This is a genomic window from Pukyongiella litopenaei (assembly GCF_003008555.2).
In the GTDB taxonomy this organism is placed as follows: Bacteria; Pseudomonadota; Alphaproteobacteria; order Rhodobacterales; family Rhodobacteraceae; genus Pukyongiella; species Pukyongiella litopenaei.
Genome location: NZ_CP027665.1, coordinates 901,065 through 924,494, shown reverse-complemented (window position 1 = coordinate 924,494; position 23,430 = coordinate 901,065). Strand labels below are relative to the sequence as shown.

At 67.5% G+C, this 23,430-nt stretch carries 20 protein-coding genes; 11 read left to right on the top strand and 9 right to left on the bottom strand.

Features of this window, described 5'->3' with window-relative positions; translation table 11 throughout:
- Positions 1-2: 2 nt before the first annotated feature.
- The 4 genes from C6Y53_RS04570 to C6Y53_RS04555 are packed head-to-tail and all read right to left on the bottom strand — an operon-like array spanning position 3 to position 4,939.
- Entirely contained in the window at positions 3-923 is a 921-nt protein-coding gene (locus C6Y53_RS04570) for a choline/ethanolamine kinase family protein (protein ID WP_106471355.1), read from the bottom strand.
- 10 nt (positions 924-933) lie between these two features.
- Complete coding sequence (locus C6Y53_RS04565) at positions 934-3,345, bottom strand: GcvT family protein (RefSeq protein WP_106471354.1); 2,412 nt, start codon at positions 3,343-3,345, stop codon at positions 934-936.
- A 4-nt stretch (positions 3,346-3,349) separates the two neighbouring features.
- A complete protein-coding gene (locus tag C6Y53_RS04560) occupies positions 3,350-4,129 on the bottom strand; it encodes an inositol monophosphatase family protein (protein ID WP_106471353.1) in 780 nt (259 codons plus the stop codon).
- A gap of 3 nt (positions 4,130-4,132) precedes the next feature.
- Positions 4,133-4,939 carry a DeoR/GlpR family DNA-binding transcription regulator gene (locus tag C6Y53_RS04555; RefSeq protein ID WP_106471352.1) on the bottom strand — a complete coding sequence of 269 codons (807 nt, stop codon included), beginning with the start codon at positions 4,937-4,939 and terminating at the stop codon, positions 4,133-4,135.
- Positions 4,940-5,119: 180 nt separating this feature from the next.
- On the opposite strand from C6Y53_RS04555, the gene C6Y53_RS04550 reads away from it, so the two are divergent.
- The 5 genes from C6Y53_RS04550 (at position 5,120) to C6Y53_RS04530 (ending at position 12,512) form a co-directional block, all read left to right on the top strand.
- Complete coding sequence (locus C6Y53_RS04550) at positions 5,120-6,067, top strand: ABC transporter substrate-binding protein (RefSeq protein ID WP_106471351.1); 948 nt, start codon at positions 5,120-5,122, stop codon at positions 6,065-6,067.
- Positions 6,068-6,136: 69 nt separating this feature from the next.
- Positions 6,137-7,153 (top strand): quaternary amine ABC transporter ATP-binding protein, encoded by a 1,017-nt coding sequence (locus C6Y53_RS04545; protein ID WP_106471350.1) that lies wholly within the window; start codon positions 6,137-6,139, stop codon positions 7,151-7,153.
- Positions 7,154-7,155: 2 nt separating this feature from the next.
- Positions 7,156-9,183 (top strand): ABC transporter permease, encoded by a 2,028-nt coding sequence (locus C6Y53_RS04540; protein ID WP_244614939.1) that lies wholly within the window; start codon positions 7,156-7,158, stop codon positions 9,181-9,183.
- Complete coding sequence (locus C6Y53_RS04535) at positions 9,176-10,057, top strand: choline kinase family protein (RefSeq protein WP_106471349.1); 882 nt, start codon at positions 9,176-9,178, stop codon at positions 10,055-10,057. Before C6Y53_RS04540 ends, C6Y53_RS04535 begins: the two co-directional genes overlap by 8 nt.
- A 10-nt stretch (positions 10,058-10,067) precedes the next feature.
- Entirely contained in the window at positions 10,068-12,512 is a 2,445-nt protein-coding gene (locus C6Y53_RS04530; RefSeq protein WP_106471348.1) for a GcvT family protein, read from the top strand.
- A 58-nt stretch (positions 12,513-12,570) separates the two neighbouring features.
- On the opposite strand, the gene C6Y53_RS04525 is transcribed toward C6Y53_RS04530, so the two are convergent.
- Genes C6Y53_RS04525 through C6Y53_RS04515 form a run of 3 tightly spaced genes read right to left on the bottom strand, consistent with a single transcriptional unit; the run spans position 12,571 to position 16,182 of the window.
- The gene (locus tag C6Y53_RS04525) at positions 12,571-13,623 is read right to left on the bottom strand and encodes a substrate-binding domain-containing protein (protein ID WP_106471347.1); all 1,053 of its coding nucleotides are present in this window, start codon (positions 13,621-13,623) and stop codon (positions 12,571-12,573) included.
- Positions 13,624-13,643: 20 nt separating this feature from the next.
- Positions 13,644-14,660, bottom strand: coding sequence for an ABC transporter permease (locus C6Y53_RS04520; protein WP_106471346.1), 1,017 nt, complete (start codon positions 14,658-14,660; stop codon positions 13,644-13,646).
- Between the two features lie 19 nt (positions 14,661-14,679).
- Positions 14,680-16,182 (bottom strand): sugar ABC transporter ATP-binding protein, encoded by a 1,503-nt coding sequence (locus C6Y53_RS04515; protein WP_106471345.1) that lies wholly within the window; start codon positions 16,180-16,182, stop codon positions 14,680-14,682.
- 134 nt (positions 16,183-16,316) lie between these two features.
- Between C6Y53_RS04515 and mtnK the strand changes: the two genes are divergently transcribed.
- Genes mtnK through C6Y53_RS04500 form a run of 3 tightly spaced genes read left to right on the top strand, consistent with a single transcriptional unit; the run spans position 16,317 to position 19,681 of the window.
- Positions 16,317-17,576, top strand: a complete 1,260-nt coding sequence (gene mtnK, locus C6Y53_RS04510) for an S-methyl-5-thioribose kinase (protein ID WP_106471344.1) — start codon at positions 16,317-16,319, stop codon at positions 17,574-17,576.
- Positions 17,573-18,673, top strand: a complete 1,101-nt coding sequence (gene mtnA, locus C6Y53_RS04505; RefSeq protein ID WP_106471343.1) for an S-methyl-5-thioribose-1-phosphate isomerase — start codon at positions 17,573-17,575, stop codon at positions 18,671-18,673. The genes mtnK and mtnA overlap by 4 nt, the downstream gene beginning before the upstream one ends.
- Positions 18,674-18,676: 3 nt before the next feature.
- Positions 18,677-19,681 (top strand): sugar-binding transcriptional regulator, encoded by a 1,005-nt coding sequence (locus C6Y53_RS04500; protein WP_244614938.1) that lies wholly within the window; start codon positions 18,677-18,679, stop codon positions 19,679-19,681.
- Between the two features lie 3 nt (positions 19,682-19,684).
- On the opposite strand, the gene C6Y53_RS04495 is transcribed toward C6Y53_RS04500, so the two are convergent.
- On the bottom strand, positions 19,685-20,545 hold the full coding sequence (locus C6Y53_RS04495) for a helix-turn-helix domain-containing protein (RefSeq protein ID WP_106471342.1): 861 nt from the start codon (positions 20,543-20,545) through the stop codon (positions 19,685-19,687).
- Between the two features lie 99 nt (positions 20,546-20,644).
- On the opposite strand from C6Y53_RS04495, the gene C6Y53_RS04490 reads away from it, so the two are divergent.
- The 3 genes from C6Y53_RS04490 to C6Y53_RS04480 are packed head-to-tail and all read left to right on the top strand — an operon-like array spanning position 20,645 to position 22,685.
- Positions 20,645-20,848, top strand: a complete 204-nt coding sequence (locus C6Y53_RS04490; RefSeq protein ID WP_106471341.1) for a DUF2061 domain-containing protein — start codon at positions 20,645-20,647, stop codon at positions 20,846-20,848.
- A complete protein-coding gene (locus C6Y53_RS04485) occupies positions 20,841-21,761 on the top strand; it encodes a fatty acid desaturase (protein ID WP_106471340.1) in 921 nt (306 codons plus the stop codon). The genes C6Y53_RS04490 and C6Y53_RS04485 overlap by 8 nt, the downstream gene beginning before the upstream one ends.
- Before the next feature lie 21 nt (positions 21,762-21,782).
- Positions 21,783-22,685: an EamA family transporter gene (locus C6Y53_RS04480; protein ID WP_106471339.1), complete on the top strand. Its 903-nt coding sequence runs from the start codon at positions 21,783-21,785 to the stop codon at positions 22,683-22,685.
- A 23-nt stretch (positions 22,686-22,708) separates the two neighbouring features.
- Here C6Y53_RS04480 and C6Y53_RS04475 read toward each other — a convergent pair whose 3' ends face one another.
- Positions 22,709-23,410 carry an NUDIX hydrolase gene (locus C6Y53_RS04475; RefSeq protein ID WP_106473956.1) on the bottom strand — a complete coding sequence of 234 codons (702 nt, stop codon included), beginning with the start codon at positions 23,408-23,410 and terminating at the stop codon, positions 22,709-22,711.
- Positions 23,411-23,430: the final 20 nt, after the last annotated feature.

Below are 23,430 nucleotides of genomic sequence, written 5' to 3'. Positions count from 1 at the left end.
GTTCAGAGCGCCGCGAGATGGGCGGCGAAGGCGTCGGAGCGCATCAGCGCCTTGCAGCGGTCGAACCGGCCGGTCGCATAGGCCCAGAAATCCTCGGCAGGGTTGCCGTCTGCATGCTGGATCAGCCCCCACAGCGTCCAGAGCAGGTCGCACATGGCCTTGTAGATCACCATGCGGGCGGTTTCCGCCGCCTCCGGCGCGCGGCCGAAATAGGCGTGCATCATCTCGGCCTCCTGATCCGCGCCGAACCCGGCCTCGACCGACAGGTCGCCCAGATCCCATAGCGGATCGTTCATGCCGGAATATTCCCAGTCGACGATCCACATCCGTTTGCCGTCATCCAGGAAGTTCTCGCACAGCGGGTCGCAATGGCAGGGCGCCAGCGGCGCGGGGTTCGCGGCCAGCGCCGCCTTGACCGGTGCGGCGGCGCGGGCGATATCGTGGTAGCCTTCTGGCAACTCCGTGTTCCTGCCCGCGAGTATCCCGAGATAGTCGTCGATCATCGCGAACAGTTCGAACCGGAACCGGAATTCCCGCCCCGAGCCGTGCAGCCGTGCCAGCGCGGCACCCGCGCGCCCCGGTGAGCCGCTGCGGCTGGCGAACTGGTCCGGGGTCATCGTGGTGATGGGATCGAGGCTGCGGGTGATCATCACGCCGGTTGCGGCATCGGCCCACAGCACCTCCGGTGACACGCCCGCCGCCGCCGCCGCATGGGCGTTGTGCAACTCGACCGCACGGTCGATATAGTCGTCTGTGCCCACGCCCGCGATACGGACGATCACCGTCCCGGCGGAGGTTTCCGCGCGATACACCCGGTTGGTCAGCCCGCCGAGCCGCGTAAGGCGGCGGTCGGTCTCGGGAATGGCGGCCAGGTGCGGCAGGTTGGCCAGCGCGTCATGCACATCTGTCAGGTCATCCGGCATCGGGTCTCCTTCATGATTTCAGGCGCAGGTTCTCGGGATCATAGAGCGGCGCGGCAACGCGGCGGATCGGGTGGCGGGTGCCGAACGCTTCGAGTTCGAAATCGGTTTCGCCCCACAGCGCCCGGTCGAGATAGCCGTAGAGAATGGTCTGCCCGGTGGTGAACCCGTAGGCCGCCGAACTGGCCAGCGACACGGTCCGGCCCCCGTGCAGGATGGTTTCGCCCCCGTAGAGCGGCAGCCTGACACCGGAGGTGAAGCAGAACAATTGCCGGGCGATGCCCTGTTCCTTCTGCCGTTCCAGCGCGGCGCGGCCGATGAAATCGCCGCCCGTTCTGAAATGCACGCGCCCGCCCAGCCCGGCCTCGAACGGGGTATGATCGGGGGTGATGTCGGCGCTCCAGTAGAGATAGCCCTTTTCCATCCGCAGGCTCTCGATGGCCCGATACCCGATGTCCCGCAGCCCATGCGCCGCGCCCGCATCGCGCAGCCGGTCATGGACGTGGCAGGCAAACTCGGTTGGGATGTGCAGTTCCCAGCCCAGTTCGCCCACATAGCCGATGCGGATCGCCCGCACAGGTGCAGCACCGATCGCAACCTCGCGGCAGGTGGCAAAGGGGAACAGGTCGGGCGATACGTCCTCTTCGGCGACCGCCGCCAGCACGGCCCGCGCCTTTGGTCCGGCGAGGTTGAGCACGGCCATGCCCGATGTCACCTCGGTCAGCACCGCGTCGTCGGGCAGGTGGCGTCGGATCCAGTCGCCGTCATGCACGCCGAACCCCGCGCCGGTGACGATGTAGAACCGGTTTTCGGCCAGCCGGGTCACGGTCACGTCCGCCTCGATCCCGCCGCGGTCATTGCAAAGCTGGGTATGGATCACCGTGCCCGCGGGCCGGTCCATGTTCGACACTGCCAGCCGTTGCATGGCCGCCAGCGCGCCGGGTCCGGCCAGTTCGAATTTCGAGAAACTCGACTGGTCGCACAGCGTCACGCCATTGCGGGCCGCGCGGTGTTCCCCGGCCACGAAATCGAGCCAGCCGGGGTTCAGAAAATCCAGCCGGTCGCGTGGCGCGATGCCCTCGGGCGCGAACCACAGCGGGCGTTCCCAGCCGTTTTTCGACCCGAACACCGCCCCGCGCGCGGCCAGCCGGTCATGCACGGGGCTGAGCCGCAGGTTGCGCGCGGCCTCGGCTTCGGTCCCCGGCGGGCGCAGCTTGTAGTGATGGGCGTAATGTTCGACCGCGCGGGGATACATGAAGGCGTTGGTGCCGTGATGCGGGCCGAACCGGCGGTTGTCGAGCGGCCACAGGTCAAGGCCGGGGCGGCCCTCGGTCAGCCATTCGGCGATCATCTCGCCGGCGCCGCCGCCCGCGGCGATGCCATAGAGAAACCCAGTGGCCAGCATCAGGTTGTCGAAGCCGGGCGCCGGGCCCATCACGAAATCGCCATCCGCCGAATAGGGGATCGGACCGTTGATGACCTGCCGGATGCCGACCTGTCCGACGATGGGCGTGGTGATGGCGGCCTGTTCGGCCAGCGGCGCGAACCGGTCCAGATCGTCGGGCAGCAGCTGGCGCACGAAATCGCCCGGAATGCCGGTTTCGCCGAACCCCAGCGTGTTGTCCTCGTAGCCGCCGACCACCAGCCGCCCGCCCGCATCGGGTTTGTAATAGACCAGCCGGTCGGGGTCGCGCAGGGTCGGCAGATCGTCGGGGAAATCCGGGATCGGTTCGGTGACGACATATTGATGTTCGACCGCGCAGGCCGGGATGCGCAGGCCCAGCTTGCGCCCCAGTTCCCGGCTCCACATCCCGGCGGCAAGCGTGACGGTCTCGGCCTCCCAAATGCCCTCGCTGGTGTGGACCTGCGTGATGCGCCCGCCGCGCAGGGTGAAATCCAGCACCTTGACCCGCTGGCGCAGGTCGGCCCCATGCAGCCGCGCGCCCGCCGCGATGGACTGGCACAGGCCGCCGGGATCCACATGACCGTCGCTGGGAATATGGGCCGCGCCCTGCAGGCCGTCGGTCGAGATATAGGGAAACAACGCCTGCGCCTCGTCCGGCGAGATCAGCCGCATCTCGAGCCCGAAGCTGCGGGCCATCGTCGCCAGCCGCCGGTTTTCCAGCATGCGTTCGGGCGATGCCGCCAGGCGCAGGCTGCCGGTCTGTTTCCAGTCGCAGGCCAGCCCGGTCTCGGCCTCCAGCCGGTCATACATGGCAACCGAACGTTGCAGCATCCGCGTGGTGTTGCGCGACGACCGCAATTGCCCCACGAGCCCGGCCGCATGCCAGGTGGCGCCCTCGGTCAGCTGCGCCTTCTCCAGCAGCACCACGCCCTGTTCGCCGCGCCGGGCAAGGTGATAGGCAATCGAACAGCCGATGATGCCGCCGCCGATAATCAGATGTTTCGCGGCATGATCGGCCATGGCGTTACCCTTCGTTCAGCAGGCGAATGAGTTCGGCGTGCAATGCCGGGGTGGCGGCGCTGACCACCGCGACATCGCTGGCCAGCGCCGGCGGGCGCCCCTGCCAGTCGGTGACCACGCCGCCGGCGGCTTCGATCACCGGCACCAGCGGCAGATAGTCATAGGGTTGCAGCTGGTAGTCGACGCAGGCGTCGACATGGCCCGCCGCGACCAGCGCATGCGGATAACAGTCGCAGCTGAACCGCCGGTCCCGCCCGGCCCGGTTCAGGCGGTCAAAGACCCGTGGCCGGTCGCGGATGATCTTGTCCGCCTCGTTGATATAGACAAAGGCATCGGCGAGCCGGGTGGCGGATGACGTGCGCAGCGGATGCGACCCGTTCAGCATCGCGCCGGCGGGGCCGCCGGAATAGACCTCGCCCAGTTCGGGCATGGCGATGGCGCCCAGGACCGGCCGGTCCCGTTCGAGCAATCCGACCAGCATCCCGTAGAGCGGCATCCCCGTGATGAACGACCGCGTGCCGTCGATGGGGTCGATCACCCAGCGGAACCGGCTGCCGCCGTCCCGGCCCCGGCCCGTATCGCCGAATTCTTCGCCCAGGATGGCATCGCCGGGAAACCGGGCGGCGATGGCCTCGCGCAGGACGGTTTCGGTTTCGCGATCCGCGATGGTGACGGGTGTTTCATCGGCCTTCAGCGCGATATCCACGCCGCCGCGGAAATAGCGGCGCGGCACCTCGGCGGCGCGGTCGACGAACTCGAGCAGAGCCTCCTGCCTGTCCTGCATCGCCTAGGCTCCGTTCCCGTTTTCGCCACCGGCCTGGACCAGCGCGATTTCGTTGCGCTCCAGCATGTCGGCAATGGCGCGCGGCGGCGGTGCCTCGGTGATCAGCAGGTCCAGTTCGCACTGGTCCGACACCGCGATCGGCGCCCGGCGGCCGAACTTGTCGCTGTCGGCCAGAACGATGCGCGTCTGCGCGCGGCGCGCCGCTTCGCGGGACAGGTCGGCCTCCTGGATGTCATGCAGCATGAAACCGATATCACCGTTGATGGCACCGGCCGAAAACACCGCGTATTGCACGTTGAACCGGTGCAGAAAGCGGATCGCATCCTGCCCGAACGACCCGCCGTCATGCGGACGAAGCTCGCCGCCGGCAAAGAACACGCGGTTGCCGTTGATCGTGGCCAGCGTGCCGGCCACCGCCAGCGAATTGGTCACGATATAGAGGTTGCGATGCCCCGCCAGCGCCTGCGCCGCGTAGGCCGTGGTCGAGCCGATGTCGAGAAACAGCGAATCACCGTCGCGGATGATTTCGGCCAGTTTCGCGGCGATGGTGCGCTTGGCCTCGGCATTGTGCCGCATCCGGGTCTGGAACGGCTGTTCGTTAAGCGTCAGCCCCTCGGACAGCAGCACCCCGCCATGCACCTTCCGGACCAGCGATTTTTCCTGAAGCGTCCGGATGTTGCGCCGAACGGTTTCATCCGAAACGCCCAGGCGTTCGGCCAGGAACCCGACCCGGCACGACCCGCCCGAGAGCCGGATTTCGCGCAGGATTTCCTGTTCGCGGTGGCTGGTCGTGGGGGGTGGGGCGGTCATGCGCGGTGCTTCCGGATGTGGCATCTGCCCGTATTGCATACCAAAAAACCCACAAAATCCAACATTGTTTGGCAATAGATGTAGCAAAAGCCACAAGTTTTGTTGACCTGTGCGGTTTTTTGGCTGAACTTTCGCTTGATGCGGGACGAACCCCGCGCGATCCACACAGGGGGATGAACAATGAAGAATATCACGAACCTTGCGCTTGCCTGCGCCATGGCGGGCGGTCTTGCCACCACCGCGATGGCCGAGGCCGAAAGCCAAGACCCGATCAAGCTGACGCTGCACGACTGGTCGGGGCAACTGATCAACACCCAGATCATGGGCGCGGTCCTCGAAGAGGCCGGGTACAATGTCGAATATGTGCAGGCCGACTATCTCGCCCAGTTCGCCGGGCTGAAGACCGGTGACCTGACGCTGGCGATGGAGATCTGGGCCACCACCGGGCAGGAGGCGCTGGACGAGGCGACGGCCTCGGGCAACGTGGTCAATGCGGGCGAAACCGGCCTGCAGGCGATCGAGGAATGGTGGTATCCGATCTATATGAAAGAGCGCTGTCCGGGCCTGCCCGACTGGGAGGCGCTGAAATCCTGCGCCTCCGAATTCGCCACCGCCGAAACCGCGCCCAAGGGGCGCTATGTCGGCGGGCCGGTGACCTGGGGCGGGTTCGACGAGGAACGGGTCGAGGCGCTGGGCCTGGATTTCGAGGTGGTGCATGCGGGCACCGACGCGGCGCTGTTCGCCGAGCTTGAGAGCGCCTATCAGCGCGAAGCGCCGGTGATCCTCTGGATCTATGTGCCGCATTGGGCATCGGCGAAATACGAGGGCGAATTCGTCGAATTCCCGCCCTATTCGGCGGAATGCTATGACGATCCCGCGGTCGGGGTGAACCCTGACATGGCCTATGATTGCGGCAAGCCGCGCGGCCCGATCTGGAAGGCCGCCTGGGCCGGAATGGAAGAGAAATGGCCCGGCGCCTATGCCGCGGTGCAGGCCTATACGCTCAACAACGAGGAAATGAGCGCCATGGTGGGCGATGTCGATCTGGACGGCAAGTCGGTCGAGGATGTGGTCGATGCCTGGATGGATGCCAACGAGGACCGCTGGAAAGCCTGGATCGGGCAGTAACGCGGACCGCACCGACATGCGCCGGGGCATGATCGTGCCCCGGCCTCCCATTTCCCTGGCAGGCGACGGATGACGGCACCCGAAAAACTGGTTTGCAGGAATGTCTGGAAGCTCTACGGCGCGCAGGCGGACGGTTTCCTGAACGACAACCCCGACCCTGATCTGGACCGGATTCGGCGGGCCGGGCTGATCCCGGCGGTGCGCCGCGCCAACCTGTCGATCCGCGAAGGCGAGATCTTTGTCATCATGGGCCTGTCCGGTTCGGGCAAATCGACGCTGGTGCGCTGCCTGTCGCGGCTGATCGAACCCACGGCGGGCGAATTGTTTCTCGACGGTCGCGATCTGCTCAAGGCGAGCGAGGCCGAGATGATCGAGGTGCGCCGCCACAAGATGGGCATGGTGTTCCAGCATTTCGCCCTGCTGCCGCATCTGACCGTGCTGCAGAACGTCGCCTTCCCGCTGACCATCCAGGGCCGCCGCCGGGCCGGGGCCGAGGCCCGCGCCCGCGAGGTGATCGAACTGGTGGGCCTGGCCGGGCGGGAAAGCTATTATCCGCGTCAGCTCTCGGGCGGCCAGCAACAACGGGTCGGGATCGCCCGGTCGCTGGCGGACGAACCCGAGCTGTGGTTCCTCGACGAACCGTTTTCAGCCCTCGATCCGCTGATCCGCCGCGAGATGCAGAGCGAATTCCTGCGTCTGCAGGGCATGCTGACCAAGACCATCGTGTTCATCACCCATGATTTCGACGAGGCGATCCGGCTCGCCGACCGTATCGCGATCATGAAGGACGGCGAGATCATACAGGTGGCCACGCCCGAGGAACTGGTGCTGAACCCGGCCTCGGACTATGTGGGCGAATTCACCCGTCACGTTCCGCGCGCCAAGGTGATGTCGGTGCGCTCGGTGATGGTCGCCGGTGCCGACGGCGCGGGCGACGGCATCGCCGCCGGTGCGACAATCGCCGAGGTGGCCGCGCAGGTGGTCGGGGCGGAGGGGCCGCTGCGCGTCGTCGACGAAACCGGTGCGCCGGTGGGGGCCGTCGATGCACAGGCGGTGATCCGTGTGCTGGCCGGCCTGGACGGGTGAACATGCAGGCGGCGCGACCAGTTCTGATGCGCGGGCCGGTCTGGGCGGCGGCGGGGCTGATGCTGGCCACGCTGGCGCTGGCGCGGCTGTCGGCGGGCTGGCCGGACAACCCGGCGCTGGCCTGGGCGCTGGAATATCCCGGCGCATGGGTGGTGCCGCTGAAGGACTGGATCTCGGCGGCGATGAGCTGGCTGGTCGAGGATGCGCGGATCGGCCCGGTGTCCTTTACCGATGTGACGCGCGCCATCGCCTGGCTGATCGAACAGCCCTATGATCTGGCGCGGGCGCTGCTGGCCGACGGGTTCCTCGATGGGGTGGGGCGCCGCGCGAAACAGATCCTGCCGCCGCTGAGCTGGATCGCCATCATCGCCGGCGTCATGGCGCTGGGGCAATATGCGCGCAGCTGGGGGCTGGCACTGCTGGTCGGGCTGTCGTTTCTCTACCTCGCCATGTTCGGCCAGTGGGAAAGCGCGATGGTGACGCTGTCCTCGGTGCTGATCGCGGTGCCGATCGGGGTCGCGGGCGGGCTGTGGCTGGGCATTCTGGCCTATCGTCACCCGCTGTTCGACCGGATGCTGGCGCCCCTGCTGGACCTGATGCAGACGATCCCGATCTTTGCCTACCTGGTGCCGATCCTGTTCATGTTCGGCTTTGGCCCGGTCGCGGCGCTGGTGGCGACGGTCATCTATGCCATGCCGCCGATGGTGCGGATCACCACGCTGGCGCTGAGAGGCGTCGATTCCGAGATCAAGGATTTCGGCGTGATGGCGGGCTGCACCCGGCGCCAGATGACATGGCGCATCCTGGTGCCGTCGGCGATCGACGGGCTGATGGTCGGGGTCAACCAGGTGATCATGCTGTCGCTGAACATGGTGATCATCGCGTCGATGATCGGCGCGGGCGGGCTGGGGTTCGACGTGCTATCGTCGCTGCGGCGGCTGGATATCGGCGCCGGATTCGAGGCGGGCATCGCCATCGTCATCCTCGCCATCGCCGTGGACCGGCTGTCGCAGGCCATGTCCGACCGCGCGGCCACGGTTCATCCCGGCGCAGTGGCTCCGCAAGGCGGCTGGATCGCCCGCCACAGGCGCATGGTGGCGGTGCTCGGGGTGATGATCGCGGCCTTCCTGCTGGGGCGCGTGATCCCGTTCTTCCAGACCTATCCCGAGACATTGTGGCTGACCACGGGCGGGTTCTGGGACGGCCTGGTGAAATATCTCAACGTCAATTACTACGATGCGTTCGAGGCGGTAAAGCTGTTCTTTCTCAACTACTTCCTGTTGCCGATCAAGCGGTTCTTCCTGGGTGTTCCATGGCCCTGGGCCATCGTCATGCTGGGGCTGCTGGGCGCCTGGTTCGGCGGCTGGCGGCTGGCGGTCATGACGGTCGCGATGGCCGGGTTCATCGTCGTGACCGGCATGTGGGAAAAGGCGATGATCACCGTCTACCTGTGCGGCGCCTCGGTGGTGATCGCCACGGCGATCGGTGTTCCCATCGGCGTGCTGGCGGCCACCAACCCCCGTGCCGGACGCGTGATCGGCGTCATCATCGACACGCTGCAGACCCTGCCCAGCTTCGTCTACCTGATCCCGGTGGTGATGCTGTTCCGCATCGGCGATTTCACCGCGATGATCGCCATCGTGCTCTATGCGCTGGTGCCGGCGGTGCGCTATGCCGCGCACGGGGTCCGGTCGGTCAGCCCGGACCTGATCGAGGCCGGCGTGGTCGCGGGCTGCACGCGGTGGCAATTGCTGACCCGGATCCGGCTGCCGCTGGCGCTGCCCGAGATCCTGCTGGGGCTGAACCAGACCATCATGCTGGCACTGTCGATGCTGGTGATCACCGCGCTGGTGGGAACGCGCGACCTCGGCCAGGAGGTCTATATCGCGCTGACCAAGGCCGATACCGGGCGCGGGCTGGTCGCGGGGCTGGCCATCGCCTTTATCGCGATCATCGCCGACCGGGTGATTTCGGCGGGTGCGCGCAATGCCCGCATCCGTTTCGGACTGGAGGAGCAGACCCATGGATGACGCGCAGGCCGTGGCCCGTATCCGCGCGCTGCCCTGCTGGCGCAGCGAGGTGACGGTCGCGCCGCTGGGCGGCGGGCTGACCAATCACAACTACCTCGTCAGCGATGGCGCGGACCGGCGGGTGGCACGCCTGGGCGAGGATATCCCCGTGCATCATGTTCTGCGGTTCAACGAACTGGCCGCCAGCCGGGCCGCCCATGCCGCCGGGTTGTCGCCCGCCGTGCTGCATGTCGAACCCGGCGTGACCGTGTTCGAGTATGTCGACGCGCGCACCTATGGCGAAGAGGACGTGCGCGCGCCCGGTGCGCTCGAACGTATCGTGCCGCTGATCCGGCGCTGCCATCGCGAGGTGCCCGATCACCTGCGCGGGCCGGCGCTGGTGTTCTGGGTCTTTCATGTGATCCGCGACTATGCCGCCACGCTGCGCGACGGCGGCAGCGCACATGCCGCGCTGCTGCCGGGATTTCTCGATATCGCCGCGCGGCTCGAAGCCGATGCGGGGCCGTTCGACATCGTGTTCGGCCACAACGACCTGCTGGCGGCGAATTTTCTCGATGACGGCGACCGGCTGTGGCTGATCGACTGGGATTATGCCGGGTTCAACTCCCCGCTGTTCGATCTGGGCGGGCTGGCGTCGAATAACGGGCTGTCCGAGGCGCAGGAGACGCGGATGCTGGAGCTCTATTTCGAGGCGCCCGCCGATGACGCGCTGCTGCGGCGCTACCACGCGATGAAATGCGCGTCGCTCCTGCGCGAAACTATGTGGAGCATGGTGTCCGAGATCACCTCGGCGCTCGATCTGGATTTTGCCGCCTATACCGCCGAGAACCTGACCCGTTTTCGCGCCGCCCATTCCGATTACATGAACAGCTGAGGCCATCGTGATGACCGATATTCCTTCTTCCGCGCAGGTTGTGATCATTGGCGGCGGCATCGTCGGCTGCTCGACCGCCTATCATCTGGCCCGGCTGGGGATCGATTGCATCCTGCTGGAGCGCCGGAAACTGACCTCGGGCACCACCTTTCACGCCGCCGGCCTGGTCGGGCAATTGCGCTCGAACGCCAATATCACCCAGCTGCTGGGCTATTCGGTCGATCTCTATCGCGGGCTCGAGGCGGAAACCGGGCTTGGCACTGGCTGGAAGATGAATGGCGGGCTGCGGCTGGCCTGCAACGCCGAACGCTGGACCGAGGTGAAACGGCAGGCCACCACCGCCCATTCCTTTGGTCTCGATATGGAATTGCTGACCCCGAACGAAGCCCGGGACCTGTGGCCGTTGATGGACGTGTCCGACGTGGTGGGCGCGGCTTTCATGCCGACCGACGGGCAGGCCAACCCGTCCGACATCACCCAGGCGCTGGCCAGGGGCGCGCGCATGAAGGGCGCATTGATCCGCGAGGATACCAAGGTCACGGATATCGAGATCGAGCACGGCACGATCCGCGCCGTGATCACCGATCGCGGCCGCATCGGCTGCGAAAAGGTCGTGCTCTGCGCCGGCCAGTGGAGCCGCGAATTTGCCGCGCGGTTCGGGGTCAATGTTCCGCTGGTGTCGATGCAGCACCAGTATCTCGTGACCGAAGCCTTCGGCGTTCCCGGCAACCTGCCGACGCTGCGCGACCCGGATCGGCTGACCTATTTCAAGGAAGAGGTCGGCGGGCTGGTGATGGGCGGTTACGAACCCAACCCGATCCCCTGGGCCGTCGACGGTATCCCGTCCGGGTTCCACTATTCATTGCTGGATTCCGATTTCGACCATTTCGAGCCGATCATGGAACTGGCGCTGGGCCGTGTTCCGGCATTGGAAAAGGCGGGCATCAAGACGCTGACCAACGGCCCCGAGAGCTTTACGCCCGACGGCAATTTCATCATCGGCGAGGCGCCCGAGCAGCGGAACTTCTTTGTCGGCGCCGGGTTCAATGCCTTTGGCATCGCCGCCGGGGGCGGGGCGGGGATGGCGCTGGCCGAATGGGTCAAGTCGGGCGAACCGCCCTATGATCTGTGGTCCGCCGATATCCGCCGGTTCGGCGCACCGCATTTCGACACCGACTGGGTGCGCACCCGCACCATCGAGGCCTATGCCAAGCACTACACGATGGCCTGGCCGCATGAAGAACACCGGTCCGGACGGCCGTGCCGCCGCTCGCCGCTCTATGACGAACTGGCCCGGCAGGGCGCCTGTTTCGGGGAAAAGCTGGGCTGGGAACGACCCAACTGGTTTGCCGATGCCGCGCAGGGCGAGGTGGCAGAGGATGTCTACAGCTTTGGCCGCCAGAACTGGTTTGCGGCGGTGGCCCGCGAACATGCGGCCGTGCGCAACGCCGCCGTGCTGATCGACCAGACCTCGTTCGCGAAATTCGTGCTGAAGGGGCCGGATGCGGCGGCGGCGCTGGACTGGATCGCCGCCAATGACACCGACCGGCCCGTGGGGTCGCTGGTCTATACCCAGATGCTGAACGATCGTGGCGGCATCGAATGCGACCTGACCGTGGCCCGCGTGGCGCGGGACGAATATTACATCGTCACCGGCACCGGCTTTGCCACCCATGATTTCAATTGGATCGCCCGCAACATACCCGACGGGATGAACTGCCAGCTGTTCGATGTGACATCGGGCCGGGCGACGCTGTCGCTGATGGGGCCGAACGCGCGCGATGTCCTGACGCAGGTGACCCGCGCCGACCTGTCGAACGCGGGCTTTCCCTTCGGGACCGCGCGCACCATCGGGATCGCCGGTTGCCCGGTGCTGGCGCTGCGGGTCACCTATGTCGGTGAACTGGGCTGGGAACTGCACCTGCCGGTGGAATATGCGGTCACCGTCTATCGCGCGCTGATGCGGGCAGGGGCCGATCACGGGCTGGTCAATGCCGGCTATCGCACCATCGAAAGCTGCCGGCTGGAAAAGGGCTATCGCGCCTGGGGGGCTGACATCGGCCCCGACCATACGCCCGACGAGGCCGGGCTGGGCTGGGCGGTCAAGATGAAGCGGAACACGCCGTTCAAGGGGCGCGAGGCGGTGGCGGCGCAGCGTGCGGCCGGGGTGGCCAAGATGCTGGCCTGTTTCACCGTGGACGATCCCGGGGTGGTGCTGCTGGGGCGGGAAACGATCTATCGCGACGGGCAGCGCGTCGGCTGGCTGAGCTCGGGCGGGTTCGGCCATCATCTGGGGATGCCCATCGGGCTGGGCTATGTGCGCAACCCCGACGGCGTGGACCGCGATTTCGTGCTGAGCGGCCGCTATGAGCTGGAGGTGGCCACCGAACGGGTGCCCTGTTCGGTCACGCTGGCACCGCTCTACGATCCGAAGATGGAGCGGGTGAAGATCTGAGCGGATACGAAAACGGCCCGCGCGGGGCGCGCGGGCCGTTTCCCGATCTCACCGGCGCTCAGCGGCCGGCCAGCGGCATCCAGTCGGCCATCGCCACATCCGCATGGGCAAAGGCGGGCATCTTGGCCGCCAGGTCGTCCATGTTCTTGATGTCCTCGTCGTTCAGGAACTGCTGCGTGATCAGGGTCGGCGGCACCACGACCTGCTGTCCGGGGTCTTCGCCGGCCAGCATCAGCGCCAGCGTGCGCACCGACACCTCGCCCACCACGGCGGGGTTGGTGGCCACGGTCGCGGCCCAGGCAGACCCCGGTTCGCGCATCGCCGAGATGTCGGCGGTCGAGACATCGGCGGAATAGATGTCCACATCCCCGGACATGCCGGCCTCGTCCACCGCGATCTTCACGCCCTTGGCGAACTCGTCATAGGGCGCGAACACCACCGAGATCGTTGGATTGGCCTGCAGCACCGACCGCGCCTGGTTGGCGACCGAATTGGCGATCGGGTTGTCGAGCGTGCCGAACATGGCGGCTTCGGTGATGCCGGCATTGGCCTCTTTCACCTCTTCCCACGCCACATGGCGGCGGTCGAGCGGGGCGATGCCCGGCACATAGACGTAACCGGCGGTGAATTCGGTGCCGTTGTCCTTCAGCGCCTGCTCCAGCGCCAGCTTGCCCAGCAGGTAATCGGATTGCTCGATCTGCGGGATCGCCGGGTTTTCCACGTTCACGTCGAAGGCGACCACCTTGATGCCCGCGTCCACCGCGCGCTGGGCGGCCTCTTTCATCGATTCGGTCAGCCCGTGCTGGATCACGATGCCGTCCACGCCCAGCGCGATGGCCTGATCGACCATATCCGCCTGCAGCGCGGCATCCTGGCGGCTGTCGAGCACGCGCAGGTCGACCCCCAGCGCCTCGGCCTGCCGTTCGACGCCGGCCAGGTAGGCCTGGAAGAAGTCGCCGGTGGACAGGTAGCGCACCAGCGCGATCTTGACCTCGCCCGGATTGTCGAACGGCGCCGGCATGTCCGCCGCCAGCGCGGGCGCCGCGCCCAGGCCGGCCCCCAGCGCCAGCGCCGCCGCGCCGGCCAGTTTCATCATCTCACGTCTCAGCATGTCTTCCTCCCTCTGTCAGATCAGTTATGTCCACCCGTGCCGCGCCGCGCGGACAGGTAGAAGGTGAACACCAGCGCGACCACCAGGACCACGCCCTTGACGAAATCCTGCGTGTAATAGGGCGCGTTCATCATCGTCAGCCCCTGCAGCAAGATGCCCACGAACAGCGCGCCGACCGCGGTGCCGAATGCGTTGGGCCGGGCCGCGCCCAGCACGGCAAACCCGATCAGCGCGGCGGCGACGCTGTCCAGCAACAGGTTGTTGCCGGACGCGATATCGCCGCGCCCCAGCCGCGCCGCCAGCAATATGCCCCCCACCGAGGCCATCACGCCCGAGATCATGTAGGCCACGATCTTGTAGCGGTTCACATTGGTGCCGACGAGCGCCGCCGCCCGTTCGTTCGACCCGATCGCATACATCAGCCGCCCGTGCCGGGTGAACCCGAGAAAGACCCAGATCGCCAGCGCGATCAGCAGGAACAGCACCACCGGCACCGGCACCAGCCGCTCGAGGACGACATCGAACCGGTGCCGCCCGATCCACAGGAACGCGGCCGAGAAACTGCCCTCGGCCACCGACCCGTCGGGCAGGCTCATGCCGGTGGCGATGGAATTGCCCTGCGTGGGAATGCGCTGCAAGCCGATCAGCAGGAACATCATGCCCAGCGTCGCCAGCAGGTCGGGCACCTTGAATTTCACGATCAGCAACCCGTTGACCAGCCCGACCAGCGCCCCCATCGCCAGGCACAGCAGCACCGCCACCACCGCCGGGTATTCGAGGATCACCATCGCATAGGCCGACAGCATCAGCGCCGAGGTGGCGACCGACCCGATCGACAGGTCGAACCCGTCCACCACCAGCGTGCAGGTCACCCCCAGCGCGAGGATGCCGGTGATGGCCACCGATTGCAGGACGAACACGGCCGAACGCGGGCTGGCGAACCCGCTGGCGGACAGGCTGAAATAGAGCACCAGGCAGACCAGCAGGATCAGGAAGCCATAGCGGATGGCGAAATTGAGAAAGCGCTGGTCGTTCATGGTCTGCCTTGTGTTCCCGTTATCCCGGCTGTGCCGCGCCCGAGACCTGTGCCACCACGCGGCCCAGATCCAGGTTTTCATTGCGATGATCCCCGGCCACCGCGCCTTCGTGCAGCACCACGATGCGGTCGGCCACCTCCAGCGCCTCGTCGATCTCGGAGACGAAAACCAGCGTCGCGCGGTCGCGGGCGGTTTCGCGGATATAGTGGCCGATGTCGCGGCGCGCGCCGATATCCACCCCCTGGAACGGCTCGTCGAGCAGCAGCAGCCGGCAGGGCCTGAGCAGCCACCGCCCGATCATCACCTTTTGCTGGTTGCCGCCCGACAAGGTGCCGATCCCGTCCGCGTTCGACTGGCAGACGACGCCGATCCTGCCGATCATGTCGTCGGCGGCGCGGCGCTGGGCGCGGTCCGACAGCAGCGACAGGCGCGAAAACGCGCCCAGGAAGGGCAGGGTCATGTTGTTGGCGATGTCAAAGGCCGGGATCACCGCGTTCGTGGCCCGGTCCTTGGGCGACAGGAACACGCCGCGCGCCATGGCGCCCGCCGGGTTGCCGGGCGCATAGGCCGCCCCGTCCAGCGTCATCGTCCCCGCCGCCGGGGTCGCGGTGCCGTGGATGATCTCGGCCAGCCGGCTCTTGCCGCTGCCCAGAAGGCCGGTGACGGCGACCACTTCGCCTTCATGCGCGGAAAGGTCGATTGGGGCGGTGTTGTCCCACAGCCGCAGGCCGTCGAGGTTCAGCACCGGCGCACCGGCGGTGGCGGGGGTGATGTCGACCTCGGTCATGCGATGGCCCAGCATCGCGGTCACCGCGCCCTCGTAATCCAGTGGTTCGCTGGCGAACGTGCCCGAAATCGCGCCGTCGCGCATGCAGACGATGCGGTCTGCGATGCGGCGGATATCGGACATCCGGTGCGAGATATAGAGGATCGACACGCCCTGGTCGCGCAGCCGGTCGACCAGCGTGAACAGGCGGTCGGCCTCGGCGGTGGACAGCGACGATGTGGGTTCGTCCAAGATCAGCAGGCGCGGGGCGCGCGCCATCGCGCGGGCGATCGCGATCATCTGCCGGTCGGCCACGGACAGGTCGGCGACACGGCTGCGCACGTCCATCGTCAGCCCCATGCTGCGCGCCACCCCGGCCGCCTCGTCGCGCATCCGGCGCGCGCGCACGAACAGGCCCGCGCCCGGCTCGGTCAGCCGGTCCAGCATCAGGTTTGAGGCCACGTCGAGATCGGGGATGACCCCGTCGTCGATGTTCTGGTGGACGGTGACGACCCCCTGCGAAATCGCGTCCGAGACGCTGGCCGGCGCAAAGGGCGCGCCGGCCATCCGCATCTCGCCGCCATCGGGGGCGTGATGGCCGCACAGCACCTTGACCAGTGTCGACTTGCCCGCGCCATTGGCCCCCATCAGCACCGTCACCTCGCCGGCGGACAGGGCAAGATCGATTCCGCGCAACACGCGGTTACGTCCGAAGGACTTGGTCAATCCCCTGATTTCGCAAACGGTTTCCGGCATGAATGGCCCCAGGCACTGGCCGCCCCCGGGGGCGGTGTTTCGATATTCAGCATAGGAAATCAGCAGATGTCAACGGCGTTGACTTTTGTGCAAGCAATCGGAAAGTTCAGGGCCGAGCGAGGAGGAATCACGGTATGACGACGTCGGATGCATATGAGCCGCTGACCCCCGAAACGCTGGGCCCCCGGCTGGCGGGGCTGGCCCCGGTCGCCGCGCAGGTGGGTGCCGATCCGGAACGGTGGACCGTGCGCGAGGTCGGCGACGGCAACCTGAACCTGGTCTTCATCGTCGAGGGTCCGAACGGCGCGGTGGTGGTCAAGCAGGCGCTGCCCTATGTGCGGCTCGTCGGCGACAGCTGGCCGCTGCCGCTCTACCGCGCCTTCTATGAATATCACGCGCTGACCCGCCAGGCCGAGCGCGACCCCGGATCGGTGCCGCGGGTGTTCCATTTCGACGAGGCGCAGGCGCTGATCGTGATGGAATACCTGTCGCCGCACCTGATCCTGCGGCGCAAGCTGATCAATGGCGAACGGGTCGAGGGGCTGGGCGCGTTCCTCGGGCGGTTCTGCGCGCGCACCGCGTTCCGCGGGTCCGAACTGTCGATGCGCAGCGCCGACAAGAAGGCCGACGTGGCGCTGTTCGCCGGCAATGTCGAGATCCCGGCCATCACCGAGGCGCTGGTGTTCACCGATCCCTATTTCGACGCCGGGATGAACAATCATACCGAGGGGCTCGACCCCGTGATTGCCGGCATTCGCGGCAATGCGGCGCTCAAGGCGCGGGCGCAGCGGGCGCTGATGAAATTCGCCTCGAACACCGAAACGATGGTGCATGGCGACCTGCATTCCGGCTCGATCATGGCCACCGATACCGAGGTGAAGGTGATCGACCCCGAGTTCGTTCAATACGGGCCGCTGGGATTCGATATCGGGATGCTGATCGCTAATTTCCTGATGGCCTATTTCAGCCAGCCCGCCCATCGCGGCGGGGATCCGGACCGCTATCAGGACTGGATCCTGTCGGTGATCTCCGACACCGTGGCGGATTTCGAGGCGGAATTTGCCCACCTGTGGGAGACGGAGCGGACCGGGATGCTGTATCCTGCCGCCCTGTTCGAGGATCAGGGCCACGATTCGGCGCCGGCGCGCGAGGCGCTGCTGCGCGACATCTGGCAGGATGCAGTCGCGATCTGCGGGATCGAGATGCACCGGCGCTGCCTGTCGCTGGCCCATAACGCCGATTTCGAGGATATCGCGGATACGCGGCTCCGGGCGCGGCTCGAGGCGCGAAACCTGGCGATGGGGGCCGAGCTGATCCTGCGTGCCGAGGCGATCCCCGATACCGCCGCGCTGATCGCGCTGGCCCGCGACTACAACGGGAAGGACATCCTATGAAGGTCAACGGAACGCATTACCGGTCGCTCTGGTGGGACGATGCGAAGGGCGCGGTGCAGATCATCGAACAGCGCCTGCTGCCCCATGAATTCCGGGTTCATCAGCTCGACACGCTCGATGACTATGCCTTTGCCATCGTCGAGATGCAGGTGCGCGGTGCGCCGCTGATCGGGGCGACGGCGGCCTATGGCATGGCGCTGGCCATGGCCCAGGACGCCACGGATGCGAACATGGACCGGACCTGGGATTTCCTGCACGCCACCCGGCCCACGGCGATCAACCTGCGCTGGGCGCTGGATCGCGCCCGCGACCTGCTGCGCCCGCTGCCCGTGGGCGACCGCGCCGCCGCGGCGCTGCAGCTGGCGCATGACATCGCCGACGAGGATGTCGAGATCAACCGCCGTATCGGCGAACACGGGTTGCGGATCATCCGTGACATCGCCGCGCGCAAACCGGCGGGCGAACCGGTGCACCTGCTGACCCATTGCAACGCCGGGTGGCTGGCGACGGTGGACTGGGGCACCGCCACCTCGCCCATGTACCAGGCCCATGATGCCGGTATCCCGCTGCATGTCTGGGTCGATGAGACCCGCCCGCGCAACCAGGGGGCGCTGACCGCCTGGGAACTGGGCAGCCACGGGGTGCCGCATACCTATGTGGTGGACAATGCCGGCGGCCACCTGATGCAGCACGGGCAGGTCGACATGGTGATCACCGGGACCGACCGCACCACCCGCGCGGGCGATGTGTGCAACAAGATCGGGACCTATCTCAAGGCGCTGGCGGCGCAGGACAACGGGGTGCCGTTCTATGTGGCGCTGCCGTCGCCGACCATCGACTGGCGGGTGTCGGACGGGGTGGCCGAGATCCCGATCGAGGAACGCACCGGACGCGAGATCACCCATGTGCAGGGCGCGGGCGCGGATGGCGGGCTGGAGGTGGTGCAGGTCACGCCCGAGGGCACGCCCGGCGGCAACCCGGCCTTTGACGTGACGCCCCGGCGGCTGGTCACCGGGCTGATCACCGAACGCGGCGTCTGCGACGCCTCGCCCGAGGCGCTGGCGGCGCTGTTTCCCGACCTTGCCGCGGCTGTCTGATCGGTGGGGGGCGGTCAGCGCAGGGTCAGCGACGACGGCGTGACGCCCTCCGGCCGGTTACCGCCCGGCGATGCGATCGTCGAGGCCGCATGGTGCTATTACCGCTGCGGCATGAACCAGCAGGACATCGCGCGCCGGCTCGGGGTCAGCCGCGCCAGCGTGGTCAACTACCTGTCCGAGGCGCGGCGGCGCGGCTATGTCCGGGTCACGCTGGAACCCGAGATATTCCGGACCCACGAGCTTGCCCGCGACCTAGTCGACCGGTTCGGCCTGGCCGACGCGCTGGTGGTGCCGCCGGACATGGCGGAACCGGGCCGCAGCCTGGAACGGGTGACGGTCGCGGCGGGCGAATGGCTGCCGCGCCTGCTCGGCCCCGGCGACAGGCTGGGCGTGGCCTGGGGCGAAACCGTCTATCGCATCGCCGAGGCGGCGCCGCGGGTGGCGCTGGCCGACCTGACGGTGGTGCAGCTGGTGGGCTCCCGCCCCGCCGCGCTGGGTTTTGCCGCCGAAACCTGTTCGGCGACGCTGGCGCGGCGGTTCGATGCGCATTGCGTCAACCTGCATGTGCCGCTGCTGCTGTCGGATCGCGACCTGGCCGACCGGCTGCGCAATGAACCGGTGATCGCCGAGCAGCTGCGCGCGGTGGCGGGCTGCAACAAGGTGCTTTTCGCCTGCGGCACCTGCCATTCGGGCAGCCATGTGGTGCGCACCGGGCTGATCGACGCCGACAGCCTGGCGCAGGAGGTCGCTACGCGCGGCGCGGCCGGCGTGATCTGCGGCCGGCTGATCGACGGCGACGGAAACCCGGTCGTCACCGAATCCGAGGAGCGCATGATCGGCGTGTCGCTGGACGAGATGCGCGGCAAGGACATGGCGCTGCTGGTCGGGTCGGGGGCAAACCGGGTGCGGCCGATGCTGGCGGCGATCCGTGGCGGCTATGCCACCCATGTCGCGACCTGCGCCGATACCGCCCGGCGCCTGCTGGCAGGGACGGGCGCGCGCGGCTGATCCTCAGGCGACCCGGCGCCGCAGCCCGTGCAGGTGGTCGGGCAGGTCCCGTGCCGACAGGTCGGCCTCGCGCACCAGCCGGTCGAAATGGCTGGTGAAGGTTTCGATCCGGTCGCGGTCGCGGAAGGCCAGGTAATGCCCGCCCGCGTAGAACACGCATAGCAGCGGGCCGAAAATGGTGATCGGCGCGGAATAGAGCCGCTTGGCGTCGAACAGGTAGAGCCGCAGCCGCGGATAGAGCTGTTCGCTCAGCGCCGCCAGCCGGTCCAGCTGCTCGGCCCGCAGCGCGGCGGGCAGCCCGGCATAGTAACCGGTGCCGTCGGCGAAGCTGGCCAGTTCATAGGCGGGCAGGGCGATTTCATAATCCGACCGCGCCCGCCGCATCCAGCTCAGCCGGTCCTCGGAGGCGCCGATGGCCTGGTCGGCGGTGCGGCCCAGATGCGGCTTGTATTCCCATTCCAGCAACGCGCGGGTCTTGAGCATGTCGGGCAGGGCGGCGGGCACATGCCGGATCTTGTAGCCGGCGGCCTCCTTGTGCCAGTCGAAGATGCGCTGATCGACCAGCGCGCGCGGGGCTTCGGTCAGGCTGAGGCTGGTCGACAGCAGGTCGGCGGCGCTCTCGGGGCGGTCCGACAGGCCCAGCAGCCAGTCCGCCGACACGCCGAGCGCAGAGGCACAGGCGCCGACCACATGGGCGTTGGGCAGGCGCGCGCCCGCGTCACCCAGCAGTTGCGACACCGTCGACCGGTCCACGCCGATGGCGCGGGCCAGCGCGCTCTGGTTGCTGCCGGCCTCCTGCATGGCGCGGGCCAGCCGGGTGCGAAACAGCGCCGCCCGCTGCCGCTTGTCCACCTTTTCTGTCATGTGGTGAAAAATATCATATCTGCCGAATTTTGTTAATCATATTCGGAATACTCAAGCCCCCGGCCCGGCGCTAATCGGAAGAAAAGCAAGAGGAACCACATGGAAAGCCGGGTACGTTCAATGGTCAAGGCGGTCATCTGGACCCTGATCGGGGTGGCGACGATGACGCTGGTCGGGGTCGCGGCCACCGGATCGGTGGCGCTGGGCGGCACCATGGCGGCGGTCAACGCCGTGCTGGGGCTGCTGTCCTATCTCGTGTATGAACGGATCTGGGCGCATGTGCGGTGGGGGCGCGATGTCTGATTTCGCCCCCTCCCCGGAACTCACGCTGCCGCGCGGGCCGGAATGGGGCACCTTTGCGCTGATGACCGGATGCTACGCGGGCTGGGGCGCGGCGGTGTTCGGGCTGGCGGCAGTGTCGGTCTGGCTGGCGATCGCGGCGGCGGCGGTGCTGGGCGCACTGCATTCGTCGCTGACCCACGAGGCGCTGCACGGCCACCCGTTTCGCACCCGCTGGCTGAACGAGGCGCTGATGGCGCTACCGCTGACGCTGTTCATCCCCTATGGCCGGTTTCGCGACCTGCACCTGGCGCATCACCGCGACGAGAGCCTGACCGACCCCTATGACGATCCGGAATCGAACTACATGGACCCGGCGGTCTGGTCGCGGCTGCCGGCGTGGCTGCAAGGGATCCTGCGGTGCAACAACACGCTGGCGGGGCGCGTGCTGCTGGGTCCGCTGATCGGCCAGGTCCTGTTCATGGCCGGGGACTGGCGCGCGCTGCGCGCCGGCGATCGGGCGGTGCGGCGGGCCTGGCTGCTGCACATCCCCGGCATGGCGGCGGTTCTGGCGCTGGTGGCGCTGTCGCCGATGCCGGTCTGGGCCTCAATCCTGGCCGCCTACCTGGCGCTGGGTATCGTCAAGATCCGCACCTTCCTGGAACACCGCGCGCATGAGGCCGCCCCGGCCCGCACCGTGATCGTCGAGGATCGCGGCCCGCTGGCGTTTCTGTTCCTCAACAACAACCTGCATGTGGTGCATCACACCCATCCCGGCGTGCCCTGGCACCGGCTGCCCGCGCTCTACCGGGCGCACAGGGCCGCCTACCTGGCGCGGAACCGGGGCTATGCCTACCGGTCCTATGCCGAGGTATTCCGGCATCATCTCTGGCGGGCCAAGGACCCGGTGCCGCATCCGCTCTGGCGGCGCCGCTGAATTGCCGCCATAGAGGGGGCGATGTCGCTTTGGATCCCCGTCACGCTGGCCGCCGCCGGTTTCCAGACCGTGCGCTTCATGCTGCAGAAGTCGCTGGCCACCGTCAGGCTGTCGCCGGCCGGTGCGACCTTTGCGCGGTTTGCCTATTCCGCGCCGCTGGTGCTGCTGGGGCTGGCGGCCTATCTCGCCGCCTCCGGGCGCGGCCTGCCGCCGCTGCCGGCGGCGTTCTGGGCCTTTGTCGTCATCGGCGGAACCGCGCAGATCCTCGCGACGGTCTGCGTGGTGGCCCTGTTCAAGCAGCGCAATTTCGCCGTCGGCATCACCTTCAAGAAAACCGAGGTCATCCAGACCGCCATCGTCGGGCTTCTGGTCCTGGGCGAAGGCGTCAGCGCGGGCGGGCTCGGCGCGATCCTCGTCGGGCTGGCCGCGGTGCTGCTGCTGTCCAAACCGCCCGAAGGCTCGGGGCGGTGGTGGTCCCACCTGACCAACCGCGCGTCGCAGCTGGGGCTGGGATCGGGTGTCCTGTTCGCGGTTTCGGCGGTCAGCTATCGGGGCGCGTCGCTGCAACTGGGCGATCTGGAGCCGGCCTTCCGCGCGGGCGTCACGCTCGCGGCGGTGGTCACGTTCCAGATGCTGTCGATGGGGCTGTGGCTGGCCTGGCGGGACCGGGCCGAACTGGCCGCGGTCTGGGCCACCCGGCGCACCGCTGTGTTCGTCGGCCTGACCAGCCTGTGCGGGTCGTTCTGCTGGTTCTGGGCCTTTACCCTGCAGAACGCCGCCTATGTAAAGGCGCTGGGCCAGGTCGAACTGGTGCTGAGCCTGCTGGCGTCGCTGCTGTTCTTCCGTGAACGCGTGAGCGCGCGCGAAATCGGCGGCATGGCGCTGCTGGGGCTGTCGATCCTGCTGCTGGTGCTGACGATCTGAACCGGGGCGGCGATTGCCGCCGGTCAGGGGTGATCGGGCATCGGCGTGCCGTGCAGGCGCAAGAACAGGCTGGCTTCGTCGTCGTTGCGGAAGAACGGCACCGATGCGGGCGGCGCGGTTTCGGTCACGCGGGCCTCGATCTCGGCCAGGACCACCTCGGTGATGAAAGGCAGGTCAAAGCTGCGCGCATCGCGCAGCGGCACCCATTGCAGATGCGACAGCTCGTCGGAGGCATGGGTGAAATCGTCGAGATCGCCGCTGATGGCGCCGGCATCGACGAGGAAGAACCGCGCATCGAAGCGTCGGGGACGGCCCGGAGGCGTGATGGCGCGGAACACGAATTGCAGCCCGTCGGCGGCGGGAACATGGCCGGTGTCGGCATAGCTCCGCCAGTCGGACGGCACCGGGCCGGACCAGCTGCCGGGGCGACCCAGCACCAGCCCGGTTTCTTCCCACAACTCGCGGATCGCGGCCACGGCCAGCGCGTGGTGCAGGTCTTCCACCGCGTCCTCGCGGACCCGGGACTGGCACGGATCGGGCAGCGGCGCTGCCAGCGGCACCGCGGCATCCCCGGCATCGACCGCGCCGCCGGGAAAGACGAATTTGTTGGGCATGAAGGCGGCCCTGGAGCCGCGCTGCCCCATCAGGATCGCGGGATCGCCCAGCCTGTCGCGCAATGCGATCACGGTGGCCGCGTTGCGTATGGCTGTCTTGTCGATCATCATGTCGCTGCTGCTCATGTGGC

What these genes read in the sequence shown, in the direction of transcription:
- C6Y53_RS04570 (WP_106471355.1), bottom strand. Translation starts at nt 923, where the DNA reads ATGCCGGATGACCTGACAGATGTGCATGACGCGCTGGCCAACCTGCCG.
- C6Y53_RS04565 (WP_106471354.1), bottom strand. Translation starts at nt 3,345, where the DNA reads ATGGCCGATCATGCCGCGAAACATCTGATTATCGGCGGCGGCATCATC.
- C6Y53_RS04560 (WP_106471353.1), bottom strand. Translation starts at nt 4,129, where the DNA reads ATGCAGGACAGGCAGGAGGCTCTGCTCGAGTTCGTCGACCGCGCCGCC.
- C6Y53_RS04555 (WP_106471352.1), bottom strand. Translation starts at nt 4,939, where the DNA reads ATGACCGCCCCACCCCCCACGACCAGCCACCGCGAACAGGAAATCCTG.
- C6Y53_RS04550 (WP_106471351.1), top strand. Translation starts at nt 5,120, where the DNA reads ATGAAGAATATCACGAACCTTGCGCTTGCCTGCGCCATGGCGGGCGGT.
- C6Y53_RS04545 (WP_106471350.1), top strand. Translation starts at nt 6,137, where the DNA reads ATGACGGCACCCGAAAAACTGGTTTGCAGGAATGTCTGGAAGCTCTAC.
- C6Y53_RS04540 (WP_244614939.1), top strand. Translation starts at nt 7,156, where the DNA reads ATGCAGGCGGCGCGACCAGTTCTGATGCGCGGGCCGGTCTGGGCGGCG.
- C6Y53_RS04535 (WP_106471349.1), top strand. Translation starts at nt 9,176, where the DNA reads ATGGATGACGCGCAGGCCGTGGCCCGTATCCGCGCGCTGCCCTGCTGG.
- C6Y53_RS04530 (WP_106471348.1), top strand. Translation starts at nt 10,068, where the DNA reads ATGACCGATATTCCTTCTTCCGCGCAGGTTGTGATCATTGGCGGCGGC.
- C6Y53_RS04525 (WP_106471347.1), bottom strand. Translation starts at nt 13,623, where the DNA reads ATGCTGAGACGTGAGATGATGAAACTGGCCGGCGCGGCGGCGCTGGCG.
- C6Y53_RS04520 (WP_106471346.1), bottom strand. Translation starts at nt 14,660, where the DNA reads ATGAACGACCAGCGCTTTCTCAATTTCGCCATCCGCTATGGCTTCCTG.
- C6Y53_RS04515 (WP_106471345.1), bottom strand. Translation starts at nt 16,182, where the DNA reads ATGCCGGAAACCGTTTGCGAAATCAGGGGATTGACCAAGTCCTTCGGA.
- mtnK (WP_106471344.1), top strand. Translation starts at nt 16,317, where the DNA reads ATGACGACGTCGGATGCATATGAGCCGCTGACCCCCGAAACGCTGGGC.
- mtnA (WP_106471343.1), top strand. Translation starts at nt 17,573, where the DNA reads ATGAAGGTCAACGGAACGCATTACCGGTCGCTCTGGTGGGACGATGCG.
- C6Y53_RS04495 (WP_106471342.1), bottom strand. Translation starts at nt 20,545, where the DNA reads ATGACAGAAAAGGTGGACAAGCGGCAGCGGGCGGCGCTGTTTCGCACC.
- C6Y53_RS04490 (WP_106471341.1), top strand. Translation starts at nt 20,645, where the DNA reads ATGGAAAGCCGGGTACGTTCAATGGTCAAGGCGGTCATCTGGACCCTG.
- C6Y53_RS04485 (WP_106471340.1), top strand. Translation starts at nt 20,841, where the DNA reads ATGTCTGATTTCGCCCCCTCCCCGGAACTCACGCTGCCGCGCGGGCCG.
- C6Y53_RS04480 (WP_106471339.1), top strand. Translation starts at nt 21,783, where the DNA reads ATGTCGCTTTGGATCCCCGTCACGCTGGCCGCCGCCGGTTTCCAGACC.
- C6Y53_RS04475 (WP_106473956.1), bottom strand. Translation starts at nt 23,410, where the DNA reads ATGATGATCGACAAGACAGCCATACGCAACGCGGCCACCGTGATCGCA.